This is a genomic window from Sulfitobacter sp. 1A15106, assembly GCF_043556995.1.
In the GTDB taxonomy this organism is placed as follows: Bacteria; Pseudomonadota; Alphaproteobacteria; order Rhodobacterales; family Rhodobacteraceae; genus Sulfitobacter; species Sulfitobacter faviae.
Genome location: NZ_JBIFFM010000004.1, coordinates 160,239 through 185,394 on the forward strand (window position 1 = coordinate 160,239; position 25,156 = coordinate 185,394).

The window sequence follows — 25,156 nt, forward strand, 5'->3', positions numbered from 1 at the left end:
CGGGGGCGTCAGACGCGGTGCGCCCGGTTGGTGGGATGGGCCGTGGCAGGCGCAGGGCCGGGCCACAGCAGGATGGCGACGAGGAACATGACCGGGATGCCAAGCTCCCCGATCTCCTCGACGACGAAAGCGGTGCGTTCGGCATCGGCGCTGACCTCGATCCCCAAGGGGGCGAGTTTGCGCGCGATGCCGTCGAGCAGTTTGTAAGCGACGGTGAAACCGATCCCCAGCAGGACGGCCCCCGCCCAAGCGCGGCCCCGAAACAGAGCCGTGAGATAGGGCCGGGCGTGACGCCAGAGCATCAGCAGGATGGCGGTGACGATCAGCGCAAGGATCAACCCGGCGATCAGCCTTTCGCCCAGCGGGACGCCCTCACCAGTATATTGCCGGGCTTTGAACAGGCCGCGGGTGAACAGGCTTTTGTCGAGGTCCAATTCACGCGCCGCCATGACCGCGAGTACCAGCGGCAGATACCAGACCCGCTGCACCGCGCCGCGCAGGGTCCAGACCAATGCGAGAATGCAAAGGATGTAACCCACGACGGAGAGGCTTTCGTAAAAGCCGCCTTCGGCCAGTAGCGTGGTTTGGGTGGCGGCGGGCAGGCCGTTCACGACGACCATCTGCGCGGCAAAGGCCAGGATCAGGGCAAGGATCACCCACCAGCCCGCGCGGGAAGAGGCAAACGCCTGTGTCATAGGCCCGCCTTTCGCGGGGCGCTGTCGCGCTTGGCCGCATGTTGGGTAAAGGGGGCGAGCGACAGCACGGGCATCAGTAAAGCTGCTCATCTTGATCGACCAATAGGTCCAGCACCCGCAGGGTCAGCAGACCCGCGCCCATGATCATCAGGCTGCGGCCAATGGAGCCAGTGAGGTTCGACGGCAGGATCATCGCCAGCCCGTCACGGGATTTCCGCGCGGCGCGGCGTAACCCGCGGTCGTGGCGCCGGTGGTTGACCGGTTCGGGCAGGCGCAGGGCGCCGGGTTGCCATTGGCGGATCAGAATGCCCGCCCCCAATAGCGCAATACCCGTCAGAACGGGGGAGGATTTGGGAGATTGATCCATACTGACCTCATTGCGTGATCGGGTGGGCGCGGCGCGGTGTCGTCGCATCTGCCCCCGCCGCCAAGGGGCGGCGGGAACGGTGATATCGGCCATGCCCGCGGGGCGCCGTGCCCTGCGGGAACGGCCAAAAAGGCTTAGCCTTTGACCGCTTTCACGATCTTCTGCGCGCCATCTTTCAGGTCGTCGGCGGCGATGACGTCGAGACCGGAGTTGTTGATGATCGCCTTGCCTTCTTCGACGTTGGTGCCTTCGAGACGGACAACCAGCGGCACTTGCAGGCCGACCTCTTTCACCGCAGCGACAACGCCTTCGGCGATGACGTCACAGCGCATGATGCCGCCGAAGATGTTGACGAGGATGCCTTTGACGTTCTCATCGGAGGTGATGATCTTGAACGCCTCGGTCACCTTCTCCTTGGTCGCGCCACCGCCCACGTCGAGGAAGTTGGCAGGCTCCGCACCGTAGAGCTTGATGATGTCCATGGTGGCCATCGCCAGACCCGCGCCGTTCACCATGCAGCCGATCTCACCGTCGAGCGCGATGTAGTTCAGGTCATACTTGGAGGCTTCGAGTTCCTTGGCGTCTTCCTCGGTCTCGTCGCGCAGGTTGGCGATGTCGGGCTGGCGGTACATGGCGTTGCCGTCGAAGCCGACTTTGGCGTCCAGCACCTTGAGTTCGTTGCCGGGCATGACGATCAGCGGGTTGATCTCCAGCATCTCCATGTCCTTCTCGATGAAGGCTTTGTAGAGCTGACCCATCAGCTTGACGCATTGCTTGACGGCGGCGCCCTCAAGACCCAGCGAGAAGGCAACGCGGCGACCGTGGTAGGGCTGGTAGCCGGTGGCCGGGTCGACGGAGAAGCTGAGGATTTTCTCAGGTGTCGCTTCGGCGACTTCTTCAATGTCCATGCCGCCTTCGGTGGAGCAGACAAAGGAGATGCGGCTGGTCTGACGGTCGACCAGCAGGGCGAGGTACAGCTCACGCTCAATGTCGGAACCGTCTTCGATGTAGATGCGGTTGACCTGCTTGCCTGCCGGGCCGGTCTGGTGCGTGACCAGTGTTTTGCCCAGCATCTTCTTGGCTTCCTCGGCCGCTTCTTCCACGGATTTGGCAAGGCGCACGCCGCCCTTTTCGCCAGCGGCGGCTTCTTTGAAGCTGCCCTTGCCGCGACCGCCTGCGTGAATCTGCGCTTTGACAACCCAGAGGGGCCCGTCCATTTCGCCGGCTGCGTTCTTGGCGTCCTCTGCCTTCAGCACAACGCGGCCGTCGGAGACAGGGGCGCCATAGCTGCGCAGGAGGGCTTTTGCCTGATATTCGTGGATGTTCATGAAAACGGTCCCGTTTCTGTTCCAGTTGCCCCGTAGTATGGGGATGACTTTCGTTCCTGTAAGGGTTTTTTCGGAGAAAGCCGGGTTTGGCCAGCTAAAAATGAGTTTTGTGATCACACGATAAATAGGTGTGATCACATTTCCGCTCAGCGGCTCCGAATCGGCTGATTCTTGCTTGAATAAGGGGGGATAGGGCGCCCCACCGAAGGGGCGGACCGGCTGTTTAGCGCGGCATGAGCGCCCAGTAATCGAGGTCAAGCAAAACCTCGGGGCGGTATTTTCCGACCTCGTCGCGCAGCTCGAAGGGGGCGCCGCCTTTGGTCGCCACAAGGCGCAGACGCAGCGCGCCGACACCGGGGGCCGACGTCTCGGCCTTGTCGAGCACTTCGGTCCAGGCACGCACGGTATCGCCCGCAAGGCAGGGGTTGGCATGGGCGCCGCCGTTCAGCCCCACGACCATCTGCGCGTTGGCCAGCCCGTTGAAGGACAGCGCGCGGGCCATGGAGATCACATGACCGCCATAGATCAGCCGCGAGCCATCGGGGCGGGCGGAGGTGTCAAAATGCACCTTGGCCGTGTTCTGCCACAGGCGCGTGGCCATCATGTGCTCGGCCTCTTCGATCGTGACGCCGTCAACGTGGTCGATCTTTTCACCCACGGCGTAGTCGCCCCAGCGGTGCGGCTCCCCGGCGCGGGCGAAGTCATAATTGGAGAAGTCGAGGCCCTGCGGGATGTGCAATTGATCCACGCTCAGCGCATCGGGCAGGTCGGGCACTATGGTCTCGGGCGCGGGGGCGTCGAGGTCGCCTTTGCGCACCATGACCCAGCGGACATAGTCGAGCACCTTTTCGTCATTCTGGTTCAACCCGGTGGTGCGGACCCAGACGACGCCGGTCTTGCCGTTGGAGTTTTGCTTGAGGCCGATGACCTCGCTTTCGGCGCGCAGCGTGTCGCCGGGCCAGACGGGGCGCAGCCAGCGGCCTTGGGCATAGCCCAGATTGGCCACGGCATTGAGCGAGACATCCGGCACGGTTTTGCCAAAGACGATGTGAAAGGCGATCATATCGTCGAGCGGGCTGGCCTTCAGCCCGCAGGACTGGGCGAAACTGTCGGCGGAATAGAGCGCGTGCCGGGCGGGGTAGAGCGCGTGATAAAGCGCGCGTTCGCCCGCGCCGACTGTGCGGGGCACCGCGTGATGCAGCACCTCGCCCAGTTTGTAGTCTTCGAAAAAGCGGCCCCGGTTGGTCTTGCTCATCACTGCTCGCCCAATTTGGTGTCGGGCGAATAGGTGCCGGGGGCGTCTTTCACCACGGCTTGGCCGCAGCGCATGACCCCGGCCTTGTGGTCCCATGTTTGGGTGGGAGAGCCGTAAAGCTCCCAGCCTTTGTTCAGCGCATCGGTGACTTTGTGGCAAAAGGCGGATGTGTCTTCTTCGGAGAGGAATCGGTAAACTTTCATGGAAGGCTCCGGGATCAATGGGGGAAGGGGATGACGCCGAGCCATGTGTGAATGCCGGCGACGAGAACGAAGAGGATCGTTGAGATCACGATGAGGCGGATATAGGTGGCGCGGCCTGCCTGGGGCGGGGGTGTCCAGCCCGGCTCGGCGTGGTTGATCAGGATCACCTCGCTCACCGCCCAGCCGAGCATGGTGCCGAAGAGCAGGATGGAGGCGAGATCGCCGTTGACCAGAAGGTGTGCCGTGGCCCAGATCTTCACCGCCAGCAGTTGCGGGTGGCGGGTTTTATAGGCGGGCCATGCTTTGGCGCCCTTAGCAGCACTTGAGCCGAAGACCCAGAAAGCCAGCACCATTAGAAGATTGTTGATGTGCGTCAGGAAGCTGGGCGGGTTCCAAACGGGAATGAACTCCGCCGCGCGGTAGCCCCAGATGATGAGGGCCAGCGCCACGACCAATGCGGCGGCCACCGCGCCCCGGCCCGCGGTGCCCATCTGCGCCCGTTGGGCAGGCATCAGGCGTTTGAAGAGATGGGCCCCGATCCAAAGGATCAGGCCGAGGATGAGGATTGTCATGGCGAAGGCTCCGGGCTCATGGCTGCAATTGCCGCCAGTTTTGCCAGTGTTTCGCGGGCGGTGGCAACATGGAGATTTTCCACGATTTTACCATCGACGACCGCCACGCCCTGACCTGCGGCCTGTGCCTCTTCATAGGCGTCGATCTGGCGGCGGGCGAGGGCCGCTTCTTCCTCTGACGGGGTGAAGGCGGCATTCGCGATGTCGAGCTGCGCGGGGTGGATCAGCGTTTTGCCGTCGAAACCCATGTCGCGGCCCTGTTCGCATTCGGCGCGCAGGCCGTCTTCGTCTTTGAACGCGTTATACACCCCGTCGATGATCGCCACGCCATGCGCTTTGGCGGCCAGCAGGCAAAGCCCGAGGCCGGTCATCAGCGGCAGCCGGTCGGGGCGGAAGCGGGTTTGCAGGTCTTTCGCCAGATCGTTGGTGCCCATGACCATCGCCTGCAACTGGCGGTGTCCGGCGATGGCGGCGGCGTTGAGCATCGCGCCGGGGGTTTCCATCATCGCGCAAAGGGGGATGTCGCCCACGATCTCGGCCAGCGCTTCGAGATCGGCGGGGGAGCCGACTTTGGGCAGGAGAATCGCATCGGGGTTCATCGCGGCGGCGGCGCGGGCGTCATCGGCGCCCCATTCGGTATCGAGCCCGTTGATCCGCACCACCCGCATCCGCGCGCCGTAGCCGCCTTCGGCCAGTGCCTCGGCCAATGTTTCACGTGCAGCGACCTTCTCATCGGGGGAGACGGCATCTTCGAGGTCGAAGATCACCGCGTCGCAGGCCAATCCGCGGGCCTTGTCCAAGGCACGGGGCTTGGAGCCCGGAATGTAGAGAACGGAACGCAGGGGGCGGGTTGTGGCGGTCATGAAAGTCTCCTCAAGCAGGGCGGCGTGCTGGCCGCCTAACATTATTGCGCACAGAGGGGCATTTTTGTGCGAAAACTTCAAGGCAAAACATGCCGCGACGCAGCGAAGCTGTTGCGGTGATTTCCGCGCGGCGGATTAACCAGTCTTTCAGCCTTGGGGCGCACTGTCAGTTGCATCGCATCTGCCGCAGTTTCCAGCGCAGCGGATGCAGTCATTTCAACCAAGGCTGCTTTGGGGGCCGGTGCGAAAGACGGCGCATTGCCATCCCCCAAGGATCACGCCTTTCGATGCGAAGGCAGATGCTATGACAGGTTTCGTTAAATTTCTTCACCTCGCGGCGCTCACCGCGGCTTCGGCGATTGTGCTGGCCACCACGACCGAGGCGCAGACGCCGCGCAATTGCGCGCCGCGCGATCATGTGGTGCTGCGGCTGGCCGACGGCTATGGCGAGACGCGTCAGTCGATGGGGTTGGGCGGCGACAACGCAGTGGTTGAGGTTTTCGCCTCTGACCAGACGGGCAGTTGGACGATCACGGTGACTGGCGTGAACGGGATCACCTGTCTGGTTGCCTCGGGGCAGGGGTTCGAGGCGCTGGCTGAGGGATTGCCCGCCAAGGGCGAAGACGCCTGAGGGCGGAATATATCGGGAAAGCGCGGGCGGCCTGGGGCCGCCTTTTCTATGTTTGGGGCTTGCCGCTGCTTGGGCGAAGTTTCGCCATTTATTTGTGCCGCCGTGGAACTGGAGAGGGCCATCCGGGTTGTGGTTCCAGAAGAGCAAGCAACGCTCATTTTTGGAAGGAGACCTACAATGAAACGTTTTCTGAGCACGACGGCCATCGTATTGACCATGACCGGCGCAGCCTTTGCTGACGCGCATTCCGAAGGCTTTGGCAACGTTGCCGTAGAGCAGACAGATTTCCTTGCATCCGACCTGATCGGCATGCGCATCTACAACTCCGAAGCCGAAGTTGACGCGGCAACCCCCGTTGCCGATGGCGCCGAGCAGGAGTGGGATGATATTGGCGAGATTAACGACATCATCGTGTCGCAGGACGGCGAAGTGACTGCCGTGATCCTCGGCATCGGCGGCTTCCTTGGCATGGGCGAACGTGACGTTTCCATCTCCATGGACAAGATTCGCATCCTGAACGACGAAGGCGGCGAGCGCTTCCTCGTTGTGAACACCTCGAAAGAGATGCTGGAGCAGGCGCCTGAGTTCGAACGCCCCATGATGGATGGCGAGCGGATGGAAGGCGACGCCATGAACGAGACTGACGCGAACGTCACCGTCATCAATGGCGAGACCGAAGCCGAAGAGATGGCGAACGATGTCGAAGCCGAGACCGAGGAAATGGCCAATGACGTAGAGGCCGAGACCGAGGAACTGGCGCAAGACACCGAGAACGCGGCCGAAAACCTTGAAGCCGAAACCGAAGAGATGGCCAATGATGTAGAGGCCGAATCCGAGGAAATGGCGCAAGAAGCCGAAACCATGATGGAGAACGCCGAAGCCGAGACAGAAGAAGCTGTCAACGAAGCCGAAACCAACACCACCGTGATCACAGGCGACGAAACCGTTGAGCGTGAACTGCTGCCGCGCCCCGAAGTTGAGCGTGAAGGTTATGCCAATGCCGAAGCCGAGATGATTGAGCAGATGAGCGCCGAAGACCTTGAAGGCTCCTATGTCTATGGTGCCAACGACGAAACCGTGGGTGAGATCGACACCCTGCTGATCGGCGACAACGGCCAGATTGACCGTGTGGTCATCAACGTGGGCGGTTTCCTTGGTCTGGGCGAAAAGCCGGTGGCCGTGACATTTGATGAACTTCAGGTTCTGCAAAACGTGGAAGGCGATGACGTGCGCATCTACATCGACAGCACCGAAGAGCGTCTGGAATCGCAGCCTGAGTACCAAGGCGACTAATTCTTCGCCTTAAGGTTTAGCAATTGGCCGCCCCCCCGGGGCGGCCTTTTTCGTGGTGAGGGCAGGGGTTAGCCGCCCGCCAATGCTGCAACTTGCACGGGACCGTGCATTTCGGTATCTCCGGCGCAAATGAAACCTCTGTCGGAGACATGACCATGGCCAGACCCAAAATCGCGCTTATCGGCGCGGGGCAAATCGGCGGCACTCTTGCCCATCTCGCAGCTTTGAAAGAATTGGGCGATGTCGTCCTGTTCGACATTGCCGAGGGCACCCCTGAGGGCAAAGCTCTCGATATCGCGTCGTCGGGCCCCTCAGGCAAGTTCGACGCCACCATGTCGGGCACCCAAGACTACGCCGACATCGCCGGCGCGGATGTCTGCATCGTCACCGCCGGTGTGGCGCGCAAGCCGGGCATGAGCCGCGACGACCTCTTGGGCATCAACCTCAAGGTTATGAAATCCGTGGGCGAGGGCATCGCCAAACACGCCCCCGACGCCTTCGTGATCTGCATCACCAACCCGCTTGATGCGATGGTCTGGGCGCTGCGCGAATTCTCGGGCCTGCCGCACAACAAGGTTTGCGGCATGGCTGGCGTGCTCGATAGCGCGCGTTTCCGCCACTTCCTCGCGACCGAATTCAACGTCTCGATGAAAGACGTCACCGCCTTCGTTCTGGGCGGTCACGGCGACACGATGGTGCCGCTGGTGCGTTACTCCACCGTCGCAGGCATCCCCCTGCCGGATCTGGTCAAGATGGGCTGGACCACACAGGACAAGCTAGACGCGATCGTGCAGCGCACCCGTGATGGCGGTGCCGAGATCGTTGGCCTGCTGAAGACCGGTTCGGCCTTCTACGCGCCTGCCACGTCGGCGATCGAGATGGCTGAAGCCTACCTCAAGGACCAAAAGCGCGTGTTGCCCGCGGCGGCGCATGTCGATGGGGCCTACGGCTTGAACGGCTTCTACGTGGGCGTGCCCACCGTGATCGGCGCAGGCGGTGTTGAGCGTGTCGTCGAAATTTCGATGAACAAAGACGAGCAGGCGATGTTCGACAACTCCGTTAGCGCGGTCAAAGGTCTGGTCGAAGCTTGCAAAGGCATCGACGAGAGCCTCGCCTAAGCCTCAAGGCATATGCGTTCGAAAGCGCGTCCCAATCGGGGCGCGCTTTTTCGTTCGGGGGTGGGGTAGGTTTGTGATCACACGATAATCTGCTGTGATCACAAAAGCGGGCAGGACCACCTCACTCTGTCATTTTTCCACCGAAACACCGGCCAAACCCCGCAGATTCCCCGCAGTTCCCCGTGACAGTCCTGTAAAAACCGCTATCAAGATGCAAAGCACAGGACAAAGCACAGGACAAAGGACCGCGCCATGGCCGATGTGAACCGGGGTAACCGCCCGCTTTCCCCGCATTTGACGATCTACCGCCCTCAATTGACCTCCATGACGTCGATTCTCACCCGGATCACCGGCAACGCGATGCTGATCACCGCGCTGCTGATCGTGTGGTGGTTCCTCGCCGCGGCCACGTCGCTTGAGTATTTCGACACGGTGAACGGGATCATGACCAGCTGGTTCGGTGATCTGGTCTTTACCCTGTCTCTCCTAGGTCTGTGGTATCACACGCTGGCCGGTGTGCGGCACCTGATCTGGGACACGGGCCGCATGCTCGATATCCCCACTGCGGAAAAGCTGGGCTGGACCGTGCTGATCGGATCGGTCGTGCTGACCATCCTGACCATCATCATCGTTTGAGGAGCGACACCATGGCATACATGACAGATCGCAAACGCGCCCGCGGCCTTGGCTCGGCGAAAACCGGCACCGCGCATTTCTGGGCGATGAAAGTCTCTTCGCTGGCGCTGTTGGTACTGATCCCGCTGTTCGTCTTTACCTTCGGCAGTGCGCTCGGCGGCACATATGAAGAAATCCTTGCCTATTACGCGCGTCCCTTCCCGGCCATCGTGGCGGCGCTGACGCTGATCGTGGGCTTTAAACATTTCAATGACGGCGTGCAGGTGCTGATCGAGGACTATGTCCATGGGCTGGCCAACAAAGTCGCCCTCATCGTGATGACCATCATCAGCTACGGCGCAGCAGCGGTCGGCGTTTTCGCCATCGCCAAGCTCGCCCTGTAACAATACGCCCAAACGGGAGACCGATTAAATGGCAGCATATGAATACGAAACCCACGAATATGACGTTGTCGTGGTGGGGGCAGGCGGTGCTGGTCTGCGCGCGACTTTGGGCATGGCGGAGCAGGGGCTGCGCACGGCCTGTATCTCTAAGGTGTTCCCGACCCGCAGCCACACCGTGGCCGCGCAGGGCGGCATAGCCGCGTCCTTGAGCAACATGGGCCCCGACAATTGGCAGTGGCATATGTATGACACGGTCAAGGGGTCGGACTGGCTGGGCGATACCGACGCGATGGAATACCTCGCCCGCGAAGCGCCCAAGGCGGTTTACGAGCTTGAGCATTACGGCGTGCCCTTCTCGCGCACTGAAGAGGGCAAAATCTACCAGCGTCCTTTCGGCGGCCACACCACCGAATTCGGCGAAGGCCCGCCCGTGCAGCGCACCTGTGCCGCCGCTGACCGGACCGGCCACGCGATCCTGCACACGCTTTACGGCCAGTCGCTGAAGCAGAGCGCGGAATTCTTTATCGAATATTTCGCCATCGACCTGATCATGTCGGACGACGGTGTCTGCCAAGGTGTGCTCTGCTGGAAACTCGACGACGGCACCATGCATCTGTTCAGCGCCAAGATGGTCGTGCTGGCGACAGGCGGCTATGGCCGCGCCTATTTCTCGGCGACCTCCGCACATACCTGCACCGGCGACGGCGGCGGCATGGCGGCCCGCGCGGGTCTGCCGTTGCAAGACATGGAATTCGTTCAGTTCCACCCCACCGGCATCTACGGTGCGGGCTGCCTGATCACCGAAGGTGCGCGGGGCGAGGGTGGCTATCTCACCAACTCCGAAGGCGAGCGCTTCATGGAACGCTACGCGCCGACGTATAAGGATCTGGCCTCGCGCGACGTTGTTTCGCGCTGCATGACGATGGAAATCCGCGAAGGCCGCGGCGTGGGTGAGAATAAGGATCACATCCACCTGCACCTCAACCACCTGCCGCCGGAGACGCTGGACCTGCGCCTGCCGGGCATCTCGGAATCGGCACGCATCTTTGCCGGTGTGGACCTCACGAAAGAGCCGATCCCGGTGCTGCCCACCGTGCACTACAACATGGGTGGCATCCCCACGAACTACTGGGGCGAGGTGCTGAACCCGACCGCCGACAACCCCGATGCCATCGCACCCGGCCTGATGGCCGTGGGCGAGGCGGGCTGTGCTTCTGTACATGGGGCCAACCGTCTGGGCTCCAACTCGCTCATCGACCTCGTGGTCTTTGGCCGCGCCGCTGCGATCCGGGCCGCCAAGATCGTCGACGCCGACAGCCCCGTGCCCGCGCCGAACCTCAAATCGGTCGAGAAGGCGTTCGATCGCTTCGACGGTCTGCGCAATGCCAAGGGCGGCACGCCGACAGCCGAACTGCGCCTTGAGATGCAAAAGACCATGCAGGCCGATGCCGCCGTCTTCCGCACCGACAAGACGCTGGAGGAAGGCCGCAAGAAGATGATCGACGTGGCCGACAAGCTGAACGATCTGCATGTCACCGACCGCAGCCTCGTGTGGAACTCCGACCTGATGGAGACGCTGGAGCTGACCAACCTGATGCCCAACGCCACCGCCACGATCACCGCCGCCGCCGCGCGGAAAGAGAGCCGGGGCGCGCATGCGCATGAGGATTACCCGGACCGGAACGACGACGAATGGCGCAAGCATTCGCTGGCCTGGTTCGATGGCAACGATGCCAAGCTGACCTACCGCGCCGTGCACCTTGATCCGCTGACCAAGGAAGACGAAGGCGGGATCGATATGAAGAAGATCGCCCCCAAGGCACGGGTGTATTGATGGTTCGCACAGCACTCATCGCGGCCACACTGCTCGGCCTGTCGGCCTGTGTCGAGGTTCAGCAGGCGGTGGATGACACCGCCCGCCAGACCTCCAAAGGCGTGGTGACCGAGGTTCTGGCCACCCGTTTCCCGCAGGTGCCGAAAGAGCTAATCACCCCCTTCACCGATTGCATCATCGACAATGCCGACGCGCTGGAGCTGCGCGAATTGGCCCGCGCCACCGTGGTTGGCGTGGATGAGACAACAGCGGGCTCCGTGCGCACCATCCTGTCGCGCCCCGAGACCCGTACCTGCCTGCTGGCCGCCGCGCCCGCAGCCGGTCTGACGCTTTAGGAGACGCATAATGGTTCAACTGACGCTTCCGAAAAACTCCCGCATGACCAGCGGCAAGACATGGCCCAAGCCCGAAGGGGCAACCAACCTGCGCGAGTTCCACATCTATCGCTGGAACCCCGACGACGGGAAGAACCCGGCGCTCGACACCTATTTCGTCGATATGGACGATTGCGGGCCGATGATTCTCGACGCGTTGATCAAGATCAAGAACGAGATCGACCCGACGCTGACCTTCCGCCGCTCCTGCCGCGAGGGCATCTGCGGCTCTTGTGCGATGAACATCGACGGGATCAACACGCTGGCCTGCACCTACGGCATGGAAGAGATCAACGGCGTGGTGAAGATCTACCCGCTGCCGCATATGCCGGTGGTCAAGGACCTGATCCCCGATCTGACCCACTTCTACGCCCAGCACGCCAGCATCCAACCATGGCTGGAGACCGACACGCCCGAGCCGCGCAAGGAGTGGAAACAGTCGATCGATGACCGCGCCAAGCTCGACGGTCTGTATGAGTGCATCATGTGCGCCTGCTGCTCGACTTCTTGCCCCAGCTACTGGTGGAACGGCGACCGCTACCTCGGGCCAGCGGCCCTGCTGCATGCCTACCGCTGGATCATCGACAGCCGGGACGAGGCGACGGGCGAGCGTCTTGATGACCTCGAAGACCCCTTCAAGCTCTACCGCTGCCACACGATCATGAACTGCGCCAAAACCTGTCCCAAGGGGCTGAACCCGGCGGCGGCGATCGCCAATATCAAGAAACTGATGGTCGAGCGCACCGTCTAATCCACCCAATCCGACAGGAAGGCCCGGCCAAGCGCCGGGCCTTTGGTTTTTCCCATGATCCTGCCCTTTGTCATCGTTATCGTCTTTGTGATCGTGCTGATCTTTGCCCGTCGCAACGCGCCCACGCGCGACTGCCGCTGGCGCGAAGACCGGGCGGGGGACAAGGGCGCGCTGCGCAAATACCACTGCGTCGCCTGCGGGGCCGAAGCCTACCGCAGCGAAGGCCCGCCCGACCGCTGCCTCAAAGGGCTCGACACTCCGCGCCTGTGACTTGCTTTTGCCCCCAGCCCGCCGCAAGCTTGCCGGAACAGGGGAGGTGGGAATGGGTGAGCGTTTCAATGCAGATGTGATCGTGGTGGGGGCGGGTCTGGCCGGCATGGTCGCCGCCCATGAGGCCGTGCTGCGCGGTCGCCGGGTGCTGCTCATGGACCAAGAAGGCCCGCAAAGCCTTGGCGGGCAGGCCTATTGGTCGCTCGGCGGTCTCTTCATGGTCGACACACCCGAACAGCGCCGCATGGGCATCCGCGACAGCGCGGAACTCGCCTATCGCGACTGGATGGGCTCGGCGCAGTTCGACCGGGCAGAGGACGCCAATCCCCGCAAGCTCGCGGAAGGGTTCATCGACTGGGCCGCGGGCGACATGCGCGCTTGGCTGCACCAGATTGGCCTGCGCTGGTTCCCGGTCGTCGGCTGGGCCGAGCGCGGCGGGGCAGGGGCCCATGGCCACGGCAACTCTGTCCCGCGCTTTCATATCACCTGGGGCACCGGCACCGGCGTCGTCGCCCCCTTCGCGCGGCTGATGCAGGACTACGCGGCAGCGGGCAAACTGCGCCTTGCCTTCCGCCACCGCGTCACCCGGCTGGTCACAACGGATGGCGCGGTCACCGGCGTGGCGGGCGAGGTGCTGGAAAACAGCGACGCCCCGCGCGGTCAGAGCACATCGCGCAATGTCACCGGCGACTTTGAGCATACCGCCGAGGCCGTCATCCTCACCACCGGCGGCATCGGCGCCAACCACGATCTGGTGCGGCAACACTGGCCCAAAGACCGTCTCGGCCCCGCGCCGCGCCACATGGTCAGCGGCGTGCCCGACTACGTCGACGGCAAGATGCACGCCATCGCGGCAAAGGCCGGGGCGGGGCTCATTAACGAAGACCGCATGTGGCACTACTGCGAAGGCGTGCAAAATTGGGATCCGATCTGGCCCAACCACGGCATCCGCATCCTACCCGGTCCCTCGTCCATGTGGTTCGACGCGCAGGGCAATCGGATGGAAGCGCCCTGCCTGCCCGGCTTCGACACGCTCTCGACCCTCAAACGCATCCTGCAAGCAGGCGAGCACAGCTGGTTCATCCTCACGCAAAAGATCATCGAAAAGGAATTCGCCCTCTCGGGATCCGAACAGAACCCCGATCTTACCTCCGGCAAATGGGGCGAAGTCCTGAAAGCACGGCTCGGCAAGGGGGCAACCGCCGCGGTCGAGGCCTTCAAAGAAAAAGGCGCGGATTTCATCGTCGCCGAGGACTTGGAAACCCTCGTCACCCGCATGAACGCCGTCACACCCGAGACCCCCGTCGCCCTAGAGCACATCCGCGCCCAGATCAAAGCCCGCGACGGCCAATTGGGCAACCCCTTCGCCAAAGACGCCCAGATCACAGCAATACGCGGCGCCCGCAACTACCGTGGCGACCGCTTGATCCGCACCGCCAAACCCCACGCCATTCTCGATCCGGCCAACGGCCCGCTCATCGCCGTGCGGCTCAACATCCTCACCCGGAAATCCCTCGGCGGATTACACAGCGACACCCAAGGCCGCGTGCTCACGCCTGCGCGCACCATCCTCCCCGGTCTCTTCGCAGCCGGAGAGGTCTGCGGCTTCGGCGGCGGCGGCTACCACGGCTACAACGCCCTCGAAGGCACCTTCTTGGGCGGCTGCCTCTACTCCGGCCGCCTCGCCGGCCAACACGCCTGAAAGACGCACCACACCCCCTCCCTTCATCCTTTCCCAAATACCTTCCGCACTTTCCCCACACGCGAGCGCCAACCAACGAAGCACCCCCCTCGCTCACACCACCCGCCAAGCCACGAAAAAAGGCGCGACCCCCGCCGCGCCCCTTCATCCTTTTTCAAATACCAATCCCGCCCTCTCAGCAGGCGCCGCACTCAGGCAAAGGCCGCCTCCAGCGCAATCTCGACCATATCGCCAAAACTCTTCTCGCGATCCTCCGACGGCAACGCCTCGCCGGTCTGCAAATGATCGCTCACCGTCAACACCGCCAAGGCACGCCGCTTGTGCCGCGCGGCCAGCGTGTAAAGCTCCGCCGCTTCCATCTCGACACCGAGGATGCCATGGCGCACCATCTGCTCATCGAGATCGGGGCGCTCCGCATAGAAAACATCTGAGGAATAGATCCCGCCCACATGGGTCTTGGCCTCCAGCTTTTCGGCGGCAGCGACAGCAGCGCTCAAAAGGCCGTAATCGGCGCAGGGGGCGTAGTTCAATTCGCGGAAAATGCCGGAGGAGGGCGAGGTGATCGTGCTCGCCGTCATGGCGATGATCACGTCGCGGATGCCGACATGGGATTGCATCCCGCCACAAGAGCCGATGCGGATCAGGGTCTGCGCGCCATATTCGGTCATCAACTCATTGGCGTAGATCGACAGCGACGGCATGCCCATGCCCGAGCCTTGGATCGTCACCCGGTTGCCGCGCCATGTGCCGGTAAAGCCGAGCATACCGCGCACTTCGTTGACCAGTTCGGGCCCTTCAAGAAAGGTCTCCGCCGCCCATTTCGCGCGGTAGGGGTCGCCGGGCATCAATACGGTTTCGGCGATATCGCCGGGTTTTGCGCCAATATGGACGGTCATTTCTGTCTCCTGATGTTTGGCGCATTTTGCCTGCGCAAGGCGGGCTTCACAAGGGCTGCGGTGGGGCAGGGGGCGTGACGTAAACTTCCGCTCGGCGCCGTGCGGGCGGTGACTATCGAATTCACATTTCCGTTAGCAACAAAAAAGCGCCGGTGAATTGCTATTCAGCCGGCGCGAAATTCCCGTATTTCGGGAAGTATTAAACCCGCATCGTTTCCGGATCGGCACCATTCTCTACTTGGGCGCGGAACCAATTCGGCTGGCGGCCTTTTCCAGTCCAAGTCTGGGACGGGTTCTCCGGATTGGCGAACTGAGGTTTCGATTTCGGACCGGCGGGCGCTTTGCGCGGCTTCTTGGCCTTCTTGGGCGCGGGGGCCTCATCAGCTAACTCATTCAGGGAAAAGCCATATTCCGCCGCTGCCTTTTGCGCGGCCTTGCGTGCGGCGCGGCGTTCGCGCGCCTGCGCGGCCTGCAATGCCTTTTTGACATCCGACAGAAGTTTCTCCAGTTCCTTACGGCTCATGGATTTCAGGTCTTTTTCCATATCTGATATTTCCTTTCCAGATTGTGCTGGTAGAGGGAATTATAGAGGCAATAAGTTAATTGCACGATGTATTTTGTGTCAGCCTATTCCGCCGCCACTGCTTTGGGATCGGCGAGCGTAATGATATCCTGCATGATGACGTTCAATTCGAAGTCCTTCGGCGTATAGACCTGCGCCACCCCGGCGGCGCGCAAACGGGTCGCGTCGGCCTCGGGAATGATGCCGCCGACGATGACGGGAATATGGGTCAACCCGGCCTCGGCCATGCGTTTCATCAGGTCTTCGACCAGGGGCACGTGAGAGCCCGAGAGGATCGACAGGCCGACCACATGGGCAGCTTCCGTTTGTGCTGCTTCGACGATCTCCGCAGGTGTCAGACGGATGCCTTCATAGCTGATGTCCATGCCGCAATCGCGGGCGCGGACGGCGATCTGCTCGGCCCCGTTTGAGTGGCCGTCGAGGCCCGGTTTGCCGACGAGGAATTTCAGCCTGCGGCCCAATTTGTCGCTGACCGCGTCTACCGCGTCGCGCAGGTCGTCCAGACCTTCGGTCTTGTTGGACTGGCCTGCGGAAACCCCTGTGGGGCCACGATATTCCCCGTGAACGGCGCGCATCTGCGCGGCCCATTCGCCGGTGGTCACCCCGGCCTTCGCGGCGGCGATGGAGGCGGGCATGATGTTCTCGCCGCCCTGCGCTGCGGCGCGCAGATCGGCCAGCGCCTGTTTCACGGCACCCTCGTCGCGCGCGCTGCGCCATGCGTCGAGCCGGGCGAGCTGGTCGGCCTCGGCGCCGGGGTCGGATTGCATGATATCGCCCGCGCCGGTCATCAGGGGCGAGGGCGCGCCTTGCTGCCATTTGTTGACGCCCACCACGACGGTTTCGCCGCTTTCGATGCGGCGCAGCCGGTCGGCATTGCTTTCGACCAAACGTCCTTTCATGTAATCGATCGCGGAAATCGCGCCGCCCATACCGTCGAGATTCGCCAATTCGGCCCGTGCGCCTTCTTTGAGCAATTCGACCTTTGCATCGACCGCCGGGTTGCCGTCGAATAGATCGTCGAATTCCAAAAGATCCGTTTCATGGGCCATGATCTGCTGCATCCGCATCGACCATTGTTGATCCCAGGGGCGGGGCAGGCCGAGGGCTTCGTTCCATGCGGGCAATTGCACGGCGCGGGCGCGGGCTTTTTTCGACAGGGTCACGGCCAGCATTTCGATGAGAATACGGTAGACGTTATTCTCGGGTTGTTGTTCGGTCAGCCCCAGCGAATTGACCTGCACCCCATAGCGGAAACGACGGAATTTTGGGTCTTCAACCCCATAGCGCTCGCGGCAAATCTCGTCCCAAAGGTCTACAAAGGCGCGCATTTTGCACATTTCGGTGACGAAACGGATGCCTGCGTTCACGAAGAAGGAGATGCGGCCCACCAATTTCGGGAAATCCTCTGCCGGGACGCGGGGTTTCAGCGCGTCGAGCACGGCGGTGGCGGTGGCCAGCGCGAAGGCCAATTCCTGTTCCGGCGTCGCGCCCGCCTCTTGCAGGTGGTAGGAACAGACGTTCATCGGGTTCCATTTCGGGACATTCGTATAGCAGAATTCGGCCACATCCGCGATCATCTTGAGCGATGGCGCGGGCGGGCAGATATAGGTGCCGCGGCTGAGGTATTCCTTGATCAGGTCGTTTTGCACCGTGCCTTGCAGCTTTGAGACATCCGCGCCCTGTTCCTCGGCCACCGCGATATAGAGCGCGAGCAGCCATGGGGCGGTGGCGTTGATCGTCATCGAGGTGTTCATCTGTTCCAGCGGGATGCCGTCGAACAATGCGCGCATATCGCCGAGGTGATTCACTGGCACGCCCACTTTGCCCACCTCGCCACGGCTGAGCACATGGTCGCTGTCATAGCCCGTTTGGGTCGGCAGGTCGAAGGCCACTGAAAGCCCGGTCTGCCCGCGCTCGAGGTTCGAGCGGTAGAGCGCGTTGGATGCGGCGGCGGTGGAATGGCCCGCGTAGGTGCGAATGAGCCAGGGGCGGTCTTTCTGCGGTTGGGTCATCGTGGCCTCATGAATCTGGGTGGCAATAAAGTTGCGTTGCGATGTTGATAGGGGAAATAATATGCCTCTGTCAATTCGCTGCGTTGCGGCATCACCTGCGTCGCGCAAGGGGGCGCTAGACAGATAAATATTGTCCTCTCGCCCCTGCACTGTAAGGGTTAAGCCATGACGCAGACTGTGCAATTGCCCCTTTGGCTGTTCATCCTCATCGTGGTTTTCGCAGCCGTCACGGCGCTGAGCCATTTTCTACTGCCTTCGGTGCGTTGGTTCTTTCGCCGGCGGCTTGAGCGGGCGGTGGCGCGGTTGAACAAGCGGCTGACGCGGCCCATTGAGCCCTTCAAACTGGCGCGGCGGCACGACATGATCCAGCGGCTGATCTATGATCCGGAGGTCAGCCAAGAGATCGTCAACTATGCCCGCAGCAACGGCGTGCCCGAGAACGTCGCCTTTCAAAAGGCGCGGGAATATGCGCGCGAGATCGTGCCGCGGTTTTCGGCCTTTGCCTATTTCAGCTTTGGCATCCGGCTTGCGCGGTTGTTGACCAATACGGTCTACCGGGTCGAAACAGCCGTGAGTAACGAGACGACATTTGCCGCGCTGCCGCGGGATGCCACGGTGGTCTTTATCATGAACCACCGGTCGAACATGGATTACATGCTGGTGACCTATCTCGCCGCGCGGTCTTCGGCGCTGAGCTATGCAGTGGGGGAATGGGCGCGGGTTTGGCCGCTGAGCACGCTGATCCGCTCCATGGGGGCCTACTTCATCCGCCGCCGGTCGCGCGGGGCGCTCTATCGCAAGGTCTTGGCGCGCTATGTGCAGATGGCCACGACGGGCGGGGTGACGCAGGCCTTCTACCCCGAGGGCGGCTTGAGCCTGACCGGGGCCTTGCAGCCGCCGAAGGTCGGGCTTCTGTCCTATGTCGTGGATGGGTTCGACCCCGAGGGCGAGCGCGATATCATCTTTGTGCCCGTGGCGATTAACTATGACCGGGTGCTGGAAGACCGCGTGTTGATCGCCGCCGGGCAGCGCGGGGACCGGCGTTTCGGAGCGCGGATCACGGTGGTTGTGGGTTTTGTGCTGCGCAAGATGTGGCGGCGGCTGCGCGGGCGCGACACGCGTTTTGGCACGGCGGCGGTGACTTTCGGCGATCCGCTGTCGCTGCGTCGTACTGGGGCCGGCGTGCCGGTCTCGGAGTTGTCCGAGATGTTGATGGAGCGGATCGCGCAGGCGATGCCGGTGCTGACCGTGCCGCTGATCGCGCGGGTGATGTTGCAGGCCGCCCGCCCGATGAAGGAGGCCGATCTGCTGGCCGAAGTGGCTGCCACTTTGGAGCAGATGCCACCGCGCAATCGGGTGCCAAAGCCGGAAGTCCTGCCCGAACGGGTCGCCCGCGCTGTCGCGCGGCTCAAGAAACGTGGCGTCATTTCCGAAGGCCCAGAGGGGCTGGAGATCGTCGAGGGGCAGGGGCCTGTTTTGGCCTTCTACGCTAATTCCATTGCACATTTCCCCTCGGAGGATGCTGCACCTGCGGCAGAAATTGCTGCGACTGCTGGGTCATAAAATTACAAACGGCGGCATCTAGGGGTTGCATTGTTGCGCGGTGGGTCATATCCCGAAAGGGAGCCGCCGCGATTCTGCGGTGCGGCACAGACCTTGTAGACACCGATCACCGGCAGGAGGCCCACATGGCACTGGATACGAAACACGCCGAATATGACGCCCCGCAAAAGGACCTCTATGAAGTGGGCGAGATGCCCCCGATGGGGCATGTCCCGAAACAGATGTATGCCTGGGCGATCCGCCGCGAACGGCACGGCGACCCCGACAGCGCGATGCTGCAAGAGGTGGTCGACGTGCCCAAGCTTGATAGCCAAGACGTGCTGGTTCTCGTGATGGCGGCGGGCATCAACTACAACGGTGTCTGGGCCGCGCGCGGCGTGCCGATCAGCCCCTTCGACGGCCATGGCGAGCCTTACCACATCGCAGGCTCCGATGCCTCGGGCATCGTTTGGGCGGTGGGCGACAAGGTGACCCGTTGGAAGGTCGGCGATGAGGTGGTGATCCACTGCAACCAAGACGACGGCGACGACGAGGAATGCAACGGCGGCGACCCGATGTATTCTCCCAGCCAGCGGATCTGGGGCTACGAGACGCCCGACGGCTCTTTCGCGCAGTTCACCCGGGTGCAGAGCCAGCAGTTGATGCCGCGCCCCAAGCACCTCACGTGGGAGGAAAGCGCCTGCTACACGCTGACGCTGGCGACCGCTTACCGGATGCTCTTTGGCCATGAGCCGCATGACCTGAAGCCCGGCCAGAACGTGCTTGTCTGGGGCGCCTCCGGTGGCCTCGGCTCCTATGCGATCCAGCTCATCAACACCGCGGGCGCCAATGCGATCGGCGTGATTAGCGACGAGAGCAAGCGCCAGTTCGTGATGGATCTCGGTGCGAAGGGGGTGTTGAACCGCAAGGACTTCAACTGCTGGGGCCAACTGCCCACGGTGAACACGCCGGAATATGCCGAGTGGTTCAAGGAAGCGCGGAAGTTCGGCAAGGCGATCTGGGACATCACCGGCAAGGGCGTGAACGTCGATATGGTGTTTGAGCACCCCGGCGAGGCGACCTTCCCGGTCTCCACCTTCGTGGTGAAGAAGGGCGGCATGGTGGTGATCTGCGCAGGCACAAGCGGGTTCAACCTGACCTTCGACGTGCGCTACATGTGGATGCACCAGAAGCGCTTGCAGGGCAGCCACTTTGCCCACCTCAAACAGGCGAGTGCGGCCAACAAGCTGATGATGGAGCGGCGGCTCGACCCCTGCATGTCCGAGGTCTTTAGCTGGGCCGACCTGCCCGAGGCGCATATGAAGATGATGCGTAATGAGCATAAGCCGGGGAATATGTCGGTACTGGTCCAAGCGCCGACGACCGGGCTGCGCACGTTGGAAGACACGCTGGTCGCCCGCGACTGAGCATCACGGATCGGCTAAGATGAAACCCCCGTGGCTTCGGCTGCGGGGGTTTTGCATGGTGCCCTGTCGAAACAGAGGCTTAGCGCCCGCAGCCCCGCTATTTATGTGGGGGCAGAAAGCGCGGATGGTGCAAAATTTCGTACATGCTATGGTTGTATTAATCTGCCATTAACCAAAGCTGGGCGACCCTCATGCGAGATGATTGGATATTGGACGTTTTGGCCGATCTCAGGGCTTTTGCCATGGCGAACCAACTGCCGCGCACGGCGGAACAGTTGGACGACGCGGCGCTGATCGCTCTGGCTGAGATGTCCTTGCAACGCGAAAGGGCCATGGGCCGGACGCATGAGGATAAAGCCGCATCTGGAACGGATTTGGGAAAGGCTGGCGCAGGCTGATGGCCAGCCCGCCCTTGGGCAGGCCTGCAAAGACCTGCGCGATCACTATGGCATTTTGCATGTCGTCTATCACTGGGTCGACACGGCGGGGGTGCAATATGGCTGCGGCACCTATGGCGCGCTCTGGTCTGAGCGCTATCAGGCGCATAATTACCTGCGGATCGATCCTGTGGTCTCGGGCTGCTATCGCCGGTTCGAGCCGGTGGATTGGAAAGACCTCGATTGGTCCTCTCGCGCCGCGCGGCAGTTTCGCCGGGATGCTTTGGACCATGGGGTTGGCGATCAGGGGTTCTCGGTCCCGATCCGGGGGCCGCATGGGCAATTCGCGCTTTTCACCACGAACCACAGTTGCACCGATCGGGTTTGGGCCGCTTTCACCGCGCGGCACCGGCGCGATTTGATTTGGGCGGCCCATTGCTTCAACGAAAAGGCGCTGGCGCTGGCCCCGGAGCGGGCACCGGGTGCCGTGCAGGCGCTGTCCCCGCGCGAGGTGGATGCGATGACCCTGCTGGCGGTGGGCTACAGCCGCGCGCAGGTGGCTGACCGTCTGTCGATCTCGGAACATACGCTGCGGGCCTATGTGGAAAGCGCCCGCTTCAAACTGGGGGCGTCCAACACCACCCATGCCGTCGCCCGTGCGCTCAGCCGGGGGCTGATCGTCGTCTAAGGCGGATAATCCACATGAATCGCAGGCGCGCGGGGCAAAGCCATCTGGCCCCCGGCGCGGGGCTCATTTAGGGTCGCCCAATGACATCTACCGCGCTCACCTATTCCGAAGACCAAGCCGCCGCCCATGACAAGGTGGCCGATATGCTGCGCTCTGCGGGCATCGATCTGGACGACTCGCTTTTGATGCCGCCTGCGGGCGGGCCGGATCAGGTGATGGCGGTGACCGGCAAGGCCGGATCGGGCAAGACCCTGCTGCTGGCCGAGCTTTACCGCGCGCTGGAAGGGGCCGGGGTCGAGATCGTCTCGGGCGATTACGAATCGCGCAAGAAGCGGGAGAAGCGCACCTTGGCGATCCTCGCGCCCACCAACAAGGCGGCGAGCGTGCTGCGCCTGCGCGGGGTGCCCGCGACGACGATCCACCGCATTCTCTATACGCCGGTCTATCACCCTGAATACGAGCGCATCGCCGAATGGCTGACCGGCAACGGCGAAAAGCCCGAGATCGAGGGCCTCAGCGAAATGGCGCTCGACCGCGCGGCGGCGTTTTTCGCGAACAACAAGTCGGTGCCCGGGGCGCTGGCGGCGGCGGGGCTGCGTGGCAGCGACTTCATCACCGGCTGGAAACGGCGGGAAGAGCCCTTGGATATCGGTTTTGTCGACGAAAGCTCGATGCTGGACGACAAGCAGTTCGAGGATTTGAAAGAGATTTTCCCGACGCTGCTGCTGTTCGGCGACCCGGCGCAGTTGGCACCGGTGGGGCAGTCGGGCACGATGGTCTTCGAGAAACTGCCCGAGAAGCGCGTCTTGAACCTCAACCGCATCCACCGGCAAGAGGCCGACAACCCGATCCTTGATCTCGCCCATGCGCTGGCCGATCCGCAGTTGGAGTTTCATGACTTTGAGCGGATGATTGAAGACGCGGCGCGCCGCGATGACCGCGTGGTCTGGGGCCAGCGTGTTGAGGTCGACCTGATGGCGCGCAGCCCGGTGCTGGTCTGGCGCAATGCGACGCGTATTCGGCTCATCAATGCGTTCCGCAGCGTGCATGGCGCGCCGGAGGATGCGTTGTTGGCGGGTGAGCCGCTGATCTGCGATGGGATCGAACTGCCGCTGAAACACCGGAAGAAACGGCTGGACCTTGAAGCGCGCGGCCTGATCAAGGGCGCGCAGGTGGTCTATCTGGGCGAGGGGCGCAAGCCCGGCTTTAGCCGCTTGCATGTGATCGGGGCCGAGGACCCGCAGGTGAGTGCCGCTTCGATCGTGAAGATCGAGAAACCCGACGAAGAAGAGCCCTTCATCCCCTTCGCCGCGCGCATGGGGGCGACCTTTCTGCACGGGGCGGCGGTGACGATCCACAAGGCCCAAGGCAGCCAGTGGGAGAATGTGCAGGTCTTCGCCCCCGATCTCTATGCCGCCGCACGGATGGGGCGGAGTGAGGCGGGGCAGCCGCTGTGGAAACGGCTGGCTTACGTCGCCATCACCCGCGCTCAGGAGCGGCTGATCTGGGTGGTGCGCAACCGGCTCAGCAAGCCTTCGGGGCCGCTGCGGGTGGACGATCTGCGGGCCGCGCCAGCGGCGGCGCTGACGCTTGAGGCGACCGAGGATGGCGCGGCTTAGCGGCGCATGAGGCCGAAGACGGCAGAGGCGCCCCAGCCCGCCGCGACCGCGATGAAGAGCGACAGGAGCCCGTAGAGAAACGCCTGTTGGTGGGCGAGGTTGAACAACCAACGCTCCATCCCGACTTTGCGCACGTCGATGATCGTCTCATATTGCGCCACCACATCGCCGCCGCGCGTGAGGAAAATCCGCGTGTCATAGGCCCCTTCGGTGAGCGAGGCGGGCAGGGCGACGGCGGCGCGGAAGAGGGTCTGCTCATCCACCTTCACCCCGTCTTCGATGACTTGGTACAGGTTCGCATCTTTGCGCACGCGGATCAGCGCGTCGGTGAATTGGGTGGGGTCCGCGATTTCCATCGGGGCGCCGACCGACCGGATGGCGCGGGGGATGGAGATGCGGTGGCGCAGGTCTTCGATGCGTTTGAGCACCTCGGCCAGCGGGCCGGAGGTGACCACGGCGTAGAAGCTTGGTGCGCGGTCGACCTCAACCGCGGCGGTGTTCACCCAGATGCCAAAGCGCCGCTCTTTGCGGCGCACCATCACCGGGGCCGAGGGGCCGGAGACGGTAATGACGACTTCGAGCGGCGCGCCATCGGGGATCGGGGTTTCGCGTTTGACGGCCCCGTAGACGAGGATCTCGGACCCGTCGAAATTGGTGGTGATGGAGACTTCGGCCTGGCTGAGGCCAAGCACGATTTCCTCTTCCGCCGTGGCGGTCAGGGCCGTGAAACACAGGCCAAGGAAGGCGATCAGCGCGCGCATCATTCCGCCGCCACCGGGCTGAGTGAATAGAGTTCCGCCGGCTCCAGCAACAGGTCGAGCGCCAGCTTGCCGCAGACCGCCAAGACCAGCACCGCGAGCAGGATGCGCAGCTGTTCGGCCTGCATCCGCACGCCGATCCGCGTGCCCACCTGCGCGCCGAGTACGCCGCCCACCAGCAGCAGCACTGCCAGCACGATGTCGACCGTCTGGTTGGTGGTGGCATGCAGCATGGTGGTGAAGCCGGTGACGAAGATGATCTGCAACAGCGAGGTGCCGATCACCACTTTTGTCGGCATGCCGAGCAGGTAGATCATCGCGGGCACCATGATGAAACCGCCGCCCACGCCCATGATCGCCGAAAGCATCCCGACCGCCGCGCCGACCAGCACCGGCGGGATCACCGAGATATAGAGGCCCGAAACCCGAAAGCGAATTTTGAACGGCAGCCCATGCACCCAATAGTGCTTCTTGCGTTTGACTCGGCCCCCCTTGCGGGTGCGGCGGATGGCGCGGAGCGATTCCACGAACATCAGCCCGCCGATAATGCCAAGGAAGACGACATAGCAAAGCGTCACCAGCAGATCGACTTGGCCGAGCGATTTCAGGTAGTTAAAGATGAACATGCCGATGCCGGAGCCGATCAGGCCCCCGGCCAGCAGCACCCAGCCCATTCGGAAATCGACCGTCTTTCGCTTGAGATGCGCCAGAAGCGCCGAGAAGGAAGAGGCCACGATTTGATTGGTCGAGGTCGCCACCGCCACGGCGGGCGGGATGCCGACAAAGAACAGCAGCGGCGTGATCAGAAACCCGCCGCCGACGCCGAACATGCCCGAAAGGATGCCCACGATGCCGCCCAATCCCAAAAGGAGGAAGGCGTTGACCGATACTTCGGCAATGGGCAGGTAGATTTGCATGACGTTTCCTAGCCCCGAACGGCCGCGCAGTTCAACATAGCTTGTCGCGGTGAGGCGACCAC

General features: G+C 62.8%; 27 protein-coding genes. 15 read left to right on the top strand and 12 right to left on the bottom strand.

The features are described 5' to 3' along the window. Positions 1-8 precede the first annotated feature (8 nt). The 7 genes from ACGYKA_RS07795 to ACGYKA_RS07825 form a co-directional block, all read right to left on the bottom strand. Complete coding sequence (locus ACGYKA_RS07795; protein WP_271689340.1) at positions 9-695, bottom strand: hypothetical protein; 687 nt, start codon at positions 693-695, stop codon at positions 9-11. A gap of 73 nt (positions 696-768) precedes the next feature. Further along, positions 769-1,062: a hypothetical protein gene (locus tag ACGYKA_RS07800; RefSeq protein WP_322329219.1), complete on the bottom strand. Its 294-nt coding sequence runs from the start codon at positions 1,060-1,062 to the stop codon at positions 769-771. 134 nt (positions 1,063-1,196) lie between these two features. Next, entirely contained in the window at positions 1,197-2,390 is a 1,194-nt protein-coding gene (gene sucC, locus ACGYKA_RS07805) for an ADP-forming succinate--CoA ligase subunit beta (protein WP_067261910.1), read from the bottom strand. Positions 2,391-2,613: 223 nt separating this feature from the next. After that, positions 2,614-3,645, bottom strand: coding sequence for a MaoC family dehydratase (locus tag ACGYKA_RS07810; RefSeq protein ID WP_394410822.1), 1,032 nt, complete (start codon positions 3,643-3,645; stop codon positions 2,614-2,616). Beyond that, positions 3,645-3,848, bottom strand: a complete 204-nt coding sequence (locus ACGYKA_RS07815; protein ID WP_067261906.1) for a DUF1737 domain-containing protein — start codon at positions 3,846-3,848, stop codon at positions 3,645-3,647. The genes ACGYKA_RS07810 and ACGYKA_RS07815 overlap by 1 nt, the downstream gene beginning before the upstream one ends. Before the next feature lie 14 nt (positions 3,849-3,862). Further along, positions 3,863-4,420: an NnrU family protein gene (locus ACGYKA_RS07820; protein WP_394410820.1), complete on the bottom strand. Its 558-nt coding sequence runs from the start codon at positions 4,418-4,420 to the stop codon at positions 3,863-3,865. After that, positions 4,417-5,283: an HpcH/HpaI aldolase/citrate lyase family protein gene (locus ACGYKA_RS07825; RefSeq protein ID WP_394410818.1), complete on the bottom strand. Its 867-nt coding sequence runs from the start codon at positions 5,281-5,283 to the stop codon at positions 4,417-4,419. The genes ACGYKA_RS07820 and ACGYKA_RS07825 overlap by 4 nt, the downstream gene beginning before the upstream one ends. Positions 5,284-5,587: 304 nt before the next feature. On the opposite strand from ACGYKA_RS07825, the gene ACGYKA_RS07830 reads away from it, so the two are divergent. From ACGYKA_RS07830 to ACGYKA_RS07875, 10 genes are all read left to right on the top strand, one after another. Continuing rightward, positions 5,588-5,914 carry a hypothetical protein gene (locus ACGYKA_RS07830; protein WP_394410812.1) on the top strand — a complete coding sequence of 109 codons (327 nt, stop codon included), beginning with the start codon at positions 5,588-5,590 and terminating at the stop codon, positions 5,912-5,914. A 177-nt stretch (positions 5,915-6,091) separates the two neighbouring features. Continuing rightward, a complete protein-coding gene (locus ACGYKA_RS07835; RefSeq protein WP_394410809.1) occupies positions 6,092-7,207 on the top strand; it encodes a PRC-barrel domain-containing protein in 1,116 nt (371 codons plus the stop codon). A 155-nt stretch (positions 7,208-7,362) separates the two neighbouring features. After that, positions 7,363-8,325 carry a malate dehydrogenase gene (mdh, locus tag ACGYKA_RS07840; RefSeq protein WP_394410806.1) on the top strand — a complete coding sequence of 321 codons (963 nt, stop codon included), beginning with the start codon at positions 7,363-7,365 and terminating at the stop codon, positions 8,323-8,325. A 252-nt stretch (positions 8,326-8,577) separates the two neighbouring features. Then, on the top strand, positions 8,578-8,961 hold the full coding sequence (gene sdhC, locus ACGYKA_RS07845) for a succinate dehydrogenase, cytochrome b556 subunit (protein WP_067261898.1): 384 nt from the start codon (positions 8,578-8,580) through the stop codon (positions 8,959-8,961). Between the two features lie 11 nt (positions 8,962-8,972). Next, positions 8,973-9,344, top strand: a complete 372-nt coding sequence (gene sdhD, locus ACGYKA_RS07850) for a succinate dehydrogenase, hydrophobic membrane anchor protein (protein WP_132446572.1) — start codon at positions 8,973-8,975, stop codon at positions 9,342-9,344. A gap of 28 nt (positions 9,345-9,372) precedes the next feature. After that, complete coding sequence (gene sdhA, locus ACGYKA_RS07855; protein ID WP_322329225.1) at positions 9,373-11,178, top strand: succinate dehydrogenase flavoprotein subunit; 1,806 nt, start codon at positions 9,373-9,375, stop codon at positions 11,176-11,178. Then, positions 11,178-11,513, top strand: a complete 336-nt coding sequence (locus tag ACGYKA_RS07860) for a hypothetical protein (protein ID WP_394410802.1) — start codon at positions 11,178-11,180, stop codon at positions 11,511-11,513. The genes sdhA and ACGYKA_RS07860 overlap by 1 nt, the downstream gene beginning before the upstream one ends. 10 nt (positions 11,514-11,523) lie before the next feature. Further along, complete coding sequence (locus tag ACGYKA_RS07865) at positions 11,524-12,303, top strand: succinate dehydrogenase iron-sulfur subunit (protein WP_067261891.1); 780 nt, start codon at positions 11,524-11,526, stop codon at positions 12,301-12,303. Between the two features lie 54 nt (positions 12,304-12,357). Further along, positions 12,358-12,573: a hypothetical protein gene (locus tag ACGYKA_RS07870; RefSeq protein WP_067261889.1), complete on the top strand. Its 216-nt coding sequence runs from the start codon at positions 12,358-12,360 to the stop codon at positions 12,571-12,573. 52 nt (positions 12,574-12,625) lie between these two features. Further along, positions 12,626-14,275 carry an FAD-binding dehydrogenase gene (locus ACGYKA_RS07875; protein ID WP_394410799.1) on the top strand — a complete coding sequence of 550 codons (1,650 nt, stop codon included), beginning with the start codon at positions 12,626-12,628 and terminating at the stop codon, positions 14,273-14,275. A 191-nt stretch (positions 14,276-14,466) separates the two neighbouring features. Here ACGYKA_RS07875 and deoD read toward each other — a convergent pair whose 3' ends face one another. The 3 genes from deoD to ACGYKA_RS07890 all read right to left on the bottom strand — a co-directional run bounded on the left by deoD (position 14,467) and on the right by ACGYKA_RS07890 (position 17,766). Next, the gene (gene deoD, locus ACGYKA_RS07880) at positions 14,467-15,171 is read right to left on the bottom strand and encodes a purine-nucleoside phosphorylase (RefSeq protein ID WP_394410796.1); all 705 of its coding nucleotides are present in this window, start codon (positions 15,169-15,171) and stop codon (positions 14,467-14,469) included. 199 nt (positions 15,172-15,370) lie between these two features. After that, complete coding sequence (locus tag ACGYKA_RS07885; protein WP_271689351.1) at positions 15,371-15,715, bottom strand: H-NS histone family protein; 345 nt, start codon at positions 15,713-15,715, stop codon at positions 15,371-15,373. 83 nt (positions 15,716-15,798) lie between these two features. Further along, positions 15,799-17,766 (bottom strand): methylmalonyl-CoA mutase family protein, encoded by a 1,968-nt coding sequence (locus ACGYKA_RS07890; RefSeq protein ID WP_394410794.1) that lies wholly within the window; start codon positions 17,764-17,766, stop codon positions 15,799-15,801. Positions 17,767-17,931: 165 nt separating this feature from the next. Here ACGYKA_RS07890 and ACGYKA_RS07895 point away from each other — a divergent pair, with 165 nt between their 5' ends. The 5 genes from ACGYKA_RS07895 (at position 17,932) to ACGYKA_RS07915 (ending at position 23,419) form a co-directional block, all read left to right on the top strand. Continuing rightward, complete coding sequence (locus ACGYKA_RS07895) at positions 17,932-19,329, top strand: 1-acyl-sn-glycerol-3-phosphate acyltransferase (RefSeq protein WP_394410791.1); 1,398 nt, start codon at positions 17,932-17,934, stop codon at positions 19,327-19,329. 125 nt (positions 19,330-19,454) lie between these two features. Further along, complete coding sequence (ccrA, locus tag ACGYKA_RS07900; protein WP_209217441.1) at positions 19,455-20,735, top strand: crotonyl-CoA carboxylase/reductase; 1,281 nt, start codon at positions 19,455-19,457, stop codon at positions 20,733-20,735. Positions 20,736-20,926: 191 nt separating this feature from the next. Then, positions 20,927-21,133, top strand: a complete 207-nt coding sequence (locus ACGYKA_RS07905) for a hypothetical protein (RefSeq protein WP_394410788.1) — start codon at positions 20,927-20,929, stop codon at positions 21,131-21,133. Beyond that, on the top strand, positions 21,081-21,800 hold the full coding sequence (locus ACGYKA_RS07910) for an autoinducer binding domain-containing protein (protein WP_394410785.1): 720 nt from the start codon (positions 21,081-21,083) through the stop codon (positions 21,798-21,800). Before ACGYKA_RS07905 ends, ACGYKA_RS07910 begins: the two co-directional genes overlap by 53 nt. Positions 21,801-21,880: 80 nt before the next feature. Beyond that, positions 21,881-23,419 carry an ATP-dependent RecD-like DNA helicase gene (locus ACGYKA_RS07915; RefSeq protein WP_271689356.1) on the top strand — a complete coding sequence of 513 codons (1,539 nt, stop codon included), beginning with the start codon at positions 21,881-21,883 and terminating at the stop codon, positions 23,417-23,419. Here the strand turns inward: ACGYKA_RS07915 and ACGYKA_RS07920 are convergent. Next, positions 23,416-24,183: a TIGR02186 family protein gene (locus tag ACGYKA_RS07920; protein WP_271689357.1), complete on the bottom strand. Its 768-nt coding sequence runs from the start codon at positions 24,181-24,183 to the stop codon at positions 23,416-23,418. The two genes, ACGYKA_RS07915 and ACGYKA_RS07920, sit on opposite strands and share 4 nt — an antisense overlap. Further along, entirely contained in the window at positions 24,180-25,094 is a 915-nt protein-coding gene (locus ACGYKA_RS07925) for a sulfite exporter TauE/SafE family protein (protein ID WP_067261874.1), read from the bottom strand. The genes ACGYKA_RS07920 and ACGYKA_RS07925 overlap by 4 nt, the downstream gene beginning before the upstream one ends. Between the last annotated feature and the right edge of the window lie 62 nt (positions 25,095-25,156).